10 protein-coding genes are annotated in these 9,668 nt (G+C 59.8%); 8 read left to right on the top strand and 2 right to left on the bottom strand.

What is annotated here, in order from left to right:
• Positions 1-158: NAD(P)(+) transhydrogenase (Re/Si-specific) subunit beta (locus ACFQ95_RS05600; protein WP_422829847.1), on the top strand; the 158-nt coding region annotated here is incomplete at its 5' end.
• 55 nt (positions 159-213) lie between these two features.
• Here ACFQ95_RS05600 and ACFQ95_RS05595 read toward each other — a convergent pair.
• Together ACFQ95_RS05595 and ACFQ95_RS05590 are read right to left on the bottom strand one after the other, a co-directional pair.
• Positions 214-792, bottom strand: a complete 579-nt coding sequence (locus ACFQ95_RS05595; protein WP_422829832.1) for a DUF4337 domain-containing protein — start codon at positions 790-792, stop codon at positions 214-216.
• Positions 793-1,216: 424 nt separating this feature from the next.
• Complete coding sequence (locus tag ACFQ95_RS05590) at positions 1,217-2,248, bottom strand: porin (protein ID WP_422829831.1); 1,032 nt, start codon at positions 2,246-2,248, stop codon at positions 1,217-1,219.
• 271 nt (positions 2,249-2,519) lie between these two features.
• Between ACFQ95_RS05590 and ACFQ95_RS05585 the strand changes: the two genes are divergently transcribed.
• From ACFQ95_RS05585 to ACFQ95_RS05555, 7 genes are all read left to right on the top strand, one after another.
• Positions 2,520-3,176, top strand: a complete 657-nt coding sequence (locus ACFQ95_RS05585) for a GntR family transcriptional regulator (RefSeq protein WP_422829830.1) — start codon at positions 2,520-2,522, stop codon at positions 3,174-3,176.
• A 62-nt stretch (positions 3,177-3,238) separates the two neighbouring features.
• Positions 3,239-4,252, top strand: coding sequence for a Bug family tripartite tricarboxylate transporter substrate binding protein (locus ACFQ95_RS05580; protein ID WP_422829829.1), 1,014 nt, complete (start codon positions 3,239-3,241; stop codon positions 4,250-4,252).
• 93 nt (positions 4,253-4,345) lie between these two features.
• Positions 4,346-5,776, top strand: a complete 1,431-nt coding sequence (uxaC, locus tag ACFQ95_RS05575; RefSeq protein ID WP_422829828.1) for a glucuronate isomerase — start codon at positions 4,346-4,348, stop codon at positions 5,774-5,776.
• 3 nt (positions 5,777-5,779) lie between these two features.
• On the top strand, positions 5,780-6,988 hold the full coding sequence (locus ACFQ95_RS05570; RefSeq protein WP_422829827.1) for a mandelate racemase/muconate lactonizing enzyme family protein: 1,209 nt from the start codon (positions 5,780-5,782) through the stop codon (positions 6,986-6,988).
• The gene (locus ACFQ95_RS05565; RefSeq protein WP_422829826.1) at positions 6,981-7,721 is read left to right on the top strand and encodes a ribonuclease activity regulator RraA; all 741 of its coding nucleotides are present in this window, start codon (positions 6,981-6,983) and stop codon (positions 7,719-7,721) included. The genes ACFQ95_RS05570 and ACFQ95_RS05565 overlap by 8 nt, the downstream gene beginning before the upstream one ends.
• Positions 7,718-8,533, top strand: a complete 816-nt coding sequence (locus tag ACFQ95_RS05560; RefSeq protein ID WP_422829825.1) for an NAD-dependent epimerase/dehydratase family protein — start codon at positions 7,718-7,720, stop codon at positions 8,531-8,533. Before ACFQ95_RS05565 ends, ACFQ95_RS05560 begins: the two co-directional genes overlap by 4 nt.
• Positions 8,530-9,486 (top strand): SMP-30/gluconolactonase/LRE family protein, encoded by a 957-nt coding sequence (locus ACFQ95_RS05555; RefSeq protein WP_422829824.1) that lies wholly within the window; start codon positions 8,530-8,532, stop codon positions 9,484-9,486. Before ACFQ95_RS05560 ends, ACFQ95_RS05555 begins: the two co-directional genes overlap by 4 nt.
• The last annotated feature ends 182 nt before the right edge of the window (positions 9,487-9,668 follow it).

Here is a 9,668-nt window from a genome sequence, read left to right as displayed (position 1 = left end):
TCGAGGCCTACCGCGCCAAGACCGTGATCGTCAACAAACGCAGCATGGCCGCGGGTTATGCGGGCCTGGACAACGAGTTGTTCTACATGGACAAAACCATGATGGTGTTTGGCGACGCCAAGAAGGTGGTCGAGGATATGGGCAAGGCGATCGAGTAAATCGTCTGCCCTGGAAGCGGCTCACTGGTCTACTTTGGCGTTTGTGCCGCCCTAGCTAGACATGGAACCAAGCCAATGCGCCCAGCAGCACGCCAATGGCGCCAACGCCTAGGGTTGCGCCCTTCATCCAGCGGCGTTTGGTCAACAGGGCGATGGCCGCCAGCGCTATCGAGATCTGCAGTGCGGTCGTGGCCTGGGCCCAGCGATGGTGCTGGTGCATCTGCTCATCGCTCCTGTGGTTGAATTCTGTCGAGTCATTTTCCAGGGCCTCGGCCTTCTCCTTGATCTCGTTTTTCTCCTTGTCGTAGCGCGCAATTTTGTCGCGGTATTTGGCGCGCTGCTCCTCGCTGCTGCTCAGATCCAGCGCCAGCTCTGCGAGGCTTTGTTTGCTGCTCTTGGCCTGGTAGTAATTCCACTGGTTTGAAGCCTCGGTCTTTTTGATCGCTGCATCGTTCTTGTAGAGCGCAGCATTGGCCTGGGTGGCGCCTCCCATATACGAGAACATTGCCCCTACCGTGGCGAGGACGGCGGTGATGACGGCCAACTGGCCAGCCATACCCTTGGGCTCGTGTTGGGCGGCGTGTTCCAGCTCGTGATCGTGCGGTCCATGCACGTGGAATCCATTTCCTGACATCTAATCTATTCCTTGGATAAGGTCTTGTTGTGGTGATAGGTCGCGAAATCGAAGTGCCAGCAACGGCCAGGTTCGAGTTCGCTGTGTAAGAGGTGTTGGGTCATGCCCTGAAGCCAACCCAAAATGCGCCGAATGATTGTCGGTTGTATGGCTTCAAGCTTCGCCATTTTCACTTGGCCAGACACCGAGGAGACCCAGTACAGCACGAATCAACTTGACCCAAGGAGCTTCGCGTCGCCAGGCAAGGGGGGGGGGAAAGCCGTGCCTCGCGATGCGACAGGCGCGAAGCGCGGCCCAGCCAGTCGGTGCGCGAACCCAACTTCACCGCGCGCAGCGAACCGGAACCAGAGCGGATGTTCAGCGCAAGTGAATGCCTCGAAAGCCATGGTCTGGCTTTGAGGCCATCAAAATCGCGCTCTGCTTCCTAGAAACGATGGATTGCGCCGACCCCCCATGTGGCCGTTTCTGCCGTTTTGCTGCCCGTGGCATTTTCGGCCTGGGCCTTGCGCCAGCCGGTGTAGAGCCGGGTGCGCTTAGACATATCGTAGGTGCCCAGAAGCGCAACGCCGAGGCCATCGACTCCCGGTGCGCCGTTAACTTCCCCCAGGGAACGCCCGTAGCCGACGGCGATGGAGGCGGCGCCAAAAGGTACGCTGACACCGAGTTGCCACTCTTTGTCGCGCACGTTGTCTCGGCTGGCGGTGTTATAGGCTGCGACCACGCGGGCCACGCCAAAATCGTAGGCACCACCCAGCATGTTGTACTTGATGGGCCGCAGCGAAACGATGCCGCCTTGCTGCTGAAAGCTGTAGCCCACCACAAGGGGGCCACTGGCATATTTGATGTTGAGACTCTTGTTCTTCGATGCGGCGTTGGTGGCCGTTTTATCCTCACCAAAGCCGTAAGCGAGCTTGGCGCTCAGGCCGCTGAAGTTAGGGGTCTCGTAACTCACGACGTTATCGAATCGACCAAAGTAGTTCGGCAGATTGCCGAGATTCCATGCTGTACCGGTGGTGGCAAATGCCGTGGCGTCGTAGAGGTTGTTGGTCAGTCCCACGAACGAGTGGAAGGGCGTGACCTGTCGGCCTAGCCGCAAGGAACCCAAAGCACCCGCAAGCCCCACCCATGCCTGGCTGCTGAAATATTGCGGTGAAGTCGCAGCCGGGGCCGTGACCACCTGCGTGACTGCCCCGGTCGTGATGTCAAAAAGGCTTTCAAGCTGGAACTCCGCTTTGAGGCCTGCGCCCAAGTCTTCCGAGCCCTTGAGTCCCCAGCGCGAATTCGCCAGGCCGTCGCTGTCCACCACCGATCGTTTCACTTTCGCGGCGCCGACACCGGTGGTTTTTTGCCCCACGAATGCATCGGCTATGCCATAGAGCGTGACGCTCGATTGGGCATGGGCGGTGCCCAGGGCACATAGGCTTGCGACAGATAGAAGGCTCTTTTTCAGGTGCATGTTGTCTCCGTAAGTTAAGCGATTTTATTTTTCATATTTTATAAAATCAGTAAAATTACATCAGACTCCTAAACTGAATGCAAGCCCGTATGGGCTGGCAACTGCTGTCAATAGGGGCCTGACACAACCTTTCTGAAACAGCCGTCAGAGAGAGGTTTCATGCAAGAAGATAAACTTCAACCGCGTTGTGCCGCGTTGCAAGAGGGCTTAGGTGTAAACACCAATAAATTAACTATTTTATAAAATGTGTGTTTGACGTTAAACTACAGCCATGTCAGCCATCAACACCCCCACCTATATGCGTTTGCGCGACCAAGTGCGCGCAGACATCGTTTCCGGTATTTGGCAGCTTGGCAGCCACGTCACCCTGGCGGAACTGGCGAGCCACTATGAGGTCAGCGCCAACCCGGTGCGTGAAGCCCTGCTGCAATTGCAGGGCGAAGGTGTGATCGCCATGCGTATGAACCGCGGCGCGGTCATCCCCTTGGTCGACGCGAAATACATCGACAACCTGTACCGATTGCGTGGGGTTGTGCAGTCGATGCTGGTGCGCGGGGCAGCCCGGGTGGCAAGCGCCGAGCAGATCGAAATCATGGTGGCGCTGGCGTCGGATTACGAAGCCGCTGCCGGCGCAAGTGATGTTGCGGCCAGCGTGGAGGCCAACCGCGCATTACACCGCCATATAGATGTGATGGGCGACAACCCGCTGGCGGTGGACCTGCTGCAAGGGCGCTCGACCTTGGCCGATGCGTTCCGCCGCTCGGTCGGTTATGGCGCGGGGCGTCTTGATCTGGCGGTGGCGCAGCACCGGGAGGTGGTCAAGGCGATCGCCAATCGAGATGAAGACGCGGCATCGATTGCGATGCTGGCGCACACAGACTCGTCGCGGCAGGACTTGCTGGCGATGTGCAAGCAGCTTCAAAGCTGAAACGGTAAACCAGGGCACCGCTAGCGGTGCAAATCATTTTTACAACGAGACAGGAGACACCTGTGGATACAACACGTCTGTACTTTTCTGCGGCGCGCCGTCGCTTGGCCGTCTGGGCTTGCGCGGTGGGCGCCGGCATGCTCAGCTTAGGCGCTGTGGCCGATGCCGCTTACCCCGCCAAACCAATTCGCTTTGTTGTAGGGTTTGCGCCGGGCGGATCGGCGGACGTGGTGGCGCGTGCGGTCGCGCAAGAGTTATCGAAGTCCCTGGGGCAGCCGGTCGTGGTCGACAACAAGCCTGGCGCCAGCGCGCATATTGCCACGCAGGCCTTGCTCTCTGCGCCGGCCGACGGCTACACCATACTTTTTGCGGGTCTGACATTGGCCACAAATCCGGCGTTGTTGCCTGACATTGGCTACAACCCAGAGAAAGACCTGAGCATGGTGTCTCAACTGACGGCTATGCCCATCGTGGTGTTTGTCCCGGCCAAGTCTTCGATCAACAATTTGCAGGATCTGATCGCGGCGTCTAAAACGCGCCCGGGGGGCCTGAACTTTGGCTCGGGCGGCAATGGCACTTCGTCGCATCTGGGCCCCGAATTGCTGTCGCGCACCATGGGATTCAAATACACCCATGTGCCGTACCGGGGTGGGGCGCCCGCCCTGCAAGGGCTGCTCGGAGGGGAAACCGATGCCATGTTCGACACGGCCGTAACCCCCTTGCACCGAGCCAACGTGGAAGCGGGGCGCATCAAGTTCATAGGCGTGATGCAGAAGGACCCCATCTCCACCTATCCGTCGATCAAACCAGCGGGTGCACAAGGGATTCCGCCAGTGGCCTTCATGCGCAGTTGGCAGGGCATTGCGGTGCGGAGCGGCACCTCGCCGGACATCATCCAGAAGCTGTATGCCCATATTGGGCACGCGTTGAAGAACAAGGACGTGGTCGAGAGACTCATTGCCGCTGGCACCGAAGTCCAGCCCAGCGCATCGCCCGCCGAGTTCCAGAAACTTTATCTGGATGAGTTGAGTCGTTGGACCGCGCTGATCAAGGCCGCGGGCATCAAGGCCGAGTAGCCAGGGCCAACAAATCAAGGCCGACCCCACCCACCCGGCGCAGAAGGGCTGCGCCAGGCGCATAGTCAAAACACATGAAACGGAGCAAACGAAGTGGCTGAAACACAGGCCAACGACCTTCTGCTGACATCGCGTTCAGGACGCGCCTTGTTCCACGAGGTAGCGGCACCTCTGCCTATCATCGACTTCCATTGCCATGTGGATCCACAGAGCGTGGCGGACGATCAGCGGTTCGGCGACATCACCGATTTGTGGATTCGTAGCGATCCGTACAAATGGCGCGCCATGCGCATCAATGGGGTGAGCGAGGCTGAGATTACCGGCGCCGCGTCACATAGCCAAAAGTTCCACGCCTGGGCGCGCACCTTGCCACTGACCGTAGGCAGCCCATTGTTCCACTGGTCCGCGCTTGAACTGCGACAGGTTTTTGGCATCGAGAGCGCGCTTGCACCGACGTCGGCCTCGGCCATTTGGGACAGATGCAATACGCAACTGGCGCAGCCAGGCTTTAGCGCCAGGGCGCTGTTGCGCAAGGCCAATGTAGAGGTTTTGTGCACCTCGGACGATCTGCTGGATTCGCTGGCCTCACACGCGCAAATGCGTTTGTGCCCCGATGCATCGCCGCTGCAGATGCTGCCATCGCTGCGGGCGGACCGTGTGCTAACCCTGGACGCCAGCACTTTTGCAGGTTTCTGCAAGGCCTTGTCGCTTGCGACCGGAATCGTTGTCGAAAGTCTGGATGCGTACAAAGCGGCGATATCCAAGCGGCTGGATGCTTTTGATGCCTTGGGCTGCCGCTTTGCGGATGTCGGCCTTGAACAAGTGGTTTGCGAACTGGCGCCCAAGTGGCGCGTAGAGCAAATATTTGAGGAACTGCTGTCGGGACAAACCATCACGCCACATGCGGCGGCGCAACTTCAAACGGACTTGCTGCTGTTTCTGGCCCGTCAATACCACCGCAGAGATTGGGTCATGCAGATGCACCTGGGCGCCCAACGTGAAACCAGCGCGCGGCTGAAGAATCTGACGGGGCGTGCTGGCGGTTATGCCTGCATAGGCAACTCGGTCGATGTGTCGCGGCTGGTGGCTCTCTTGAACCAGTTGGAGCAAACCGAGCAGTTGCCCCGCACCTTGTTGTTTCCGCTGAATCCTGCAGACATGGAGATGTTGGCTTCCGTTGGTGGCGCGTTTGTGGAAGAGGGTGTGCCCGGCAAGGTTCAACTCGGACCCGCCTGGTGGTTCAACGACCACCGCGATGGCATGGAACGGTTACTCAAGGTCATAGGCAACCTGGGGCTGCTGTCGCGTCATATCGGCATGACAACAGATTCGCGCAGCCTGCTTTCCTATTCGCGCCACGGCTACTTCCGCCGCATCCTGTGCAACCTGCTGGGCAGTTGGGCCGACGCGGGCGAGATCCCGAATGACATGGCGAGGCTGTCCAAGCTGGTGCAGGACGTTTGTTACTTCAACGCCAAGAGATGGATGGCGCCACCTTCTTCTATTCAACTGGGGAGTCCCTAAACCATGAAGATCACCCGCATCACCGGACATCTTATGCAAGCCGGAGGACCGGCGCACACCGGATGGTCCGCCACCGGCAAAAGTGCCTTGGCCAGCGGCCGCAACTGGTTTTTTGTGAACATCGAAACAGACACCGGTCACATCGGCACCGGGGAAGGATCTGGTTGGCCGCGGGTTGTGTCAGCGGCAGTGGAAGACCTGGGCCGGCTGTTGATCGGCGAGTCCGCCGGCGACATCGAGCGCTTGCATCAGAAGATGCGCGTGGCCTTGATGGGCCATGGGCAAACCGGTGTTGTTGGCATGGGCGCGGTGGCTGCGTTGGACATGGCCCTGTGGGATCTGCAGGCACAGGCTTTGGGTGTTTCGGTCTCGTGCCTGCTGGGCGGTACTACCCGCAACAAGGTGCCTTATTACGTCCATGCCGCAGACGTTGAAACCGCCAAGGCCGCCGTCGCCCGAGGCATAGGTGCCATCAAAGTCGGCGGCACCCAGCGCATCGTCGAACGTGCACACGAGATTCGAGCGGCCGTCGGCGACGATATCGACTTGATGGTAGACCTGCACGGCCCACCATGGTTGACCGCCTCGGATGCCATTGCCATTGGCCGAGCGCTTGAACCCTTGCATTTGTTGTTTCTTGAGGAGGCCGTCGCGCCGGACGACCTCTCCGGCTGGAAACGCGTGCGTGACAAGGTGGCTCTGCCCTTGGCGGGCGGTGAACGTTTCGCGACCTTGAACGAATTTCGCCCATATCTTGAGAACGGCTTGTGGGATGTCGTCCAGCCGGACACTGGGCGTTTTGGCGGTTTGACGCAAATGAAAAAGCTGGCGGCCATGGCGGAAGCCTGCAGTGTGATGGTGGCGCCGCATTCCGGCTCGCTGGGGCCCGTGGCGGAGTTTGCCGCTGTGCATTTGCTTGGCGCCATTCCCAACGGACTCATACTGGAGCGGCTGGAGCCCGATTGGCCGGGCCGGCCCCAGGCCATCGTGGGCGCTCTGCAGACACATGAGGGCCACATCCAGGTGCCCCAAGGGCCAGGCCTTGAGGTGGCACTGCAGCACGCGTTTATTGCAGAACACCCCAGCCAGCGCAATCTGGCCATTGCCACCGGAGGCTGGAACCCCGGCACCGAAACCGAAACCGTATTGACCCAGATGAAGCGCGCCCGCGCTTCGCAATTTCGTACTGAAAGCCTTAAAAGCCATGAATGAACAAACTCGTGCGCGCTTGCTGCGTGTCTCCACCGCCACCTTGACCACGGTGCTCTTCAAGCGAGGGCTGCACAACACCTTCCTCCAGGGCTTGCGCACGGCCGGCGGGGCAGCCCACAACATGGTGGGCCAGGCCTACACCTTGCGCTACATTCCGGCGCGCGAAGACCTGGACGGCATAGACGCCTTTCTGGACACCAAGCACCCGCAACGGGTGGCGATTGAAGAATGCCCCGCAGGTCAGGTGCTGGTCATGGACAGCCGCAACGATGCAAGCGCGGCCTCCAGTGGTGGCCTGTTGCTCACGCGCCTGATGAAACGCGGCGTCGCGGGTGTTGTCACCGACGGCGGTTTCCGGGACACACCGGAAATCGCGCAGATGCCGATCTGCGCCTATCACCAACGTCCGTCGGCGCCGACAAACCTCATCAAGCACCATGCGGTGGATCTGCAGTTGCCGATTGCCTGTGCCGGAGTCGCGGTGTACCCCGGAGACGTCATGGTCGGCGACGCTGAAGGGGTGGTGTGCATCCCCCAGGGTATCGCCGATGCGGTGGCTGTCGAAGCCTATGAGCAGACGATCTACGAAGACTGGGTGGCCACGCGTATGGCGAGTGGTGCGGGGCTTTTTGGCGTGTATCCCTTGACGGCGGCGGACGAACGCCTTGCGTTTTTTGCTTGGCGAGAAAGCCAGCGATCGCATTACCCACTGGCTGATGCGGCTCAGAAATGAAGGCTGAGACGATTGTCCTGACCGGCGCGGCCGGCCGTATTGGGCGCTTGTTACGGCCAAGCCTCGCCGCCTGCTGCGCCCATCTGCGTCTGGTTGACCAGGCACCGGTGTATGCCGAACGCGCCAACGAGTCGGCGTTCCAATGCGATCTGGGCGATAGCGAGCGTCTGCTCGAGATCATGCAGGGTTCCACCGCCGTGGTGCATTTTGCGGGTTATCCGCGCGAGGCAGAGTGGTCGGTTTTGCTCAGCGCCAACGTCGTCGGGGCGGTGAACCTGTGGGAAGCCGCCCGCCTGGCGGGTGTGAAGCGCGTGGTGTATGCGAGCTCCAACCACGCTGTAGGCTTTTATCCGCGCAGCGAAGTCATTTCGCATCAAAGCCTGCCCGCACCCGACTCGCGCTACGGTGTCACCAAAGTCTTCATGGAAAGTCTGGCGGGTTTGTACGCTGCGAAACACGGCATCCGCGGGTTTGGCATGCGTATTGGCCACTGCTCGGAAAAGCCGACGGACGCACGCATGTTGTCGCATTGGGTTCATCCCCAAGACCTCGCCGCCCTGGTGCAGGTCGGGCTGAGCGCGGACTACCTGCATGAGCTGGTGTATGGCGTGTCGGCGAATAGCCTTTCCTGGTGGTCGAATGAGCGCGCGCAAGCGCTGGGTTACCGGCCACAGAAAACTGCCGATGTATGGATTGGTGAACTGCAGAGTTTGGTCAGCCATGATCCGGTGGCAGAGCATTTTCAGGGCGGTTCTTTTGCCTCGGCCGAATTCCAAGGCGCATCACCGCTTCGGAGTGGGGCTCAGCCATGACCGGGCCTGCCCCAAGCTGGATCGCGCAAAAGAGCCAAATACATGTGACGCGGCGGCAATTGCCGCCTCCATGGTCCGACTTTTGGCTGTGGGGCATTCAAAGCAGGGTAGGGGAATCGCCGGTGTGGGATGGCGCCCGGCAACGGCTGCTTTGGATCGATGTCCGTGGACAGGAGTTGCTGCGCCTTGATCCTGGCTCCCAGTTGCTGGAGCGCTGGACGCTACCGGACGTGGTCGGCGCGGTTGCCGTCGTGGGTGACGACAAAGTCATTCTGGCGCTGAGGCATCAGCTGGCCTTTTTCGACATGGGCAGCGGCGCGCTGGAACTGTTGGATCCGATGGCGCATGAGCCCTTCGGCAATCGCCTCAACGAGGGCAAGCTTTCTCCAGCGGGAAAATGGTTTGTGTTTGGCTCTATGGATGACCGGCCTGGCGCCAAACAGCCTACCGGCCGTCTTTATAAAGCCGATAGAAGTGGCATCGTGACCGCGCTGACGGCCGGGCTGACGACAGCGAATGGCATCGCCTGGTCGCCAACGGGTGCAGAAATCTACTTTTCTGATAGCTACGCCGGTGTTATTTACAAGGCCGACTGGAATGAGGCGTCGGGCGCAATGGGCGCCCGTCAAGAATGGGCACACAGCGATGAAGTCAACGGCCGCCCGGACGGTGCCTTGGTGGGGCCTGGTGGTGACTACCTTTCGGCCGGCGTTTCGGCTGCTTGTTTGAACGTCTTCAATGTGGATGGACTGAACACGGCCAAGATTGCGCTCCCGCTGCGCGCGCCCACCATGCCTTGTGTCGGGGGCGCCAGTGCTTCAGATCTCTTCATCACGTCACTGCTGCGCCCTGAATGGTCCACAACGGCGTGTCTGGACGGATATCTGCTCGAAACCGCGGTCGGAAACTGCTGGGATCAAAAATTCGGGCAACCGCAGGGGGCCGGACGGTGATCTGTGGGCTCAAATGAACCGTGATCAGGCTTTTGTTGCTGGCAAATAGGTGTTATTAACTATACATAATATACATCGTATAAAGCTAATTGCAGAAGAAAAAGGAGATGGATTGACTGTGATCACCGAGTGAGCCGCCCACAAAACACCTACTCCAAACAGCTTTGCTGCGGCATCAAACC

This window comes from Variovorax sp. HJSM1_2 (assembly GCF_049316285.1).
In the GTDB taxonomy this organism is placed as follows: Bacteria; Pseudomonadota; Gammaproteobacteria; order Burkholderiales; family Burkholderiaceae_C; genus Rhodoferax_B.
The sequence above is the reverse complement of the archived record's forward strand: the minus strand, read 5'-3'. Positions and strand labels throughout refer to the sequence as shown.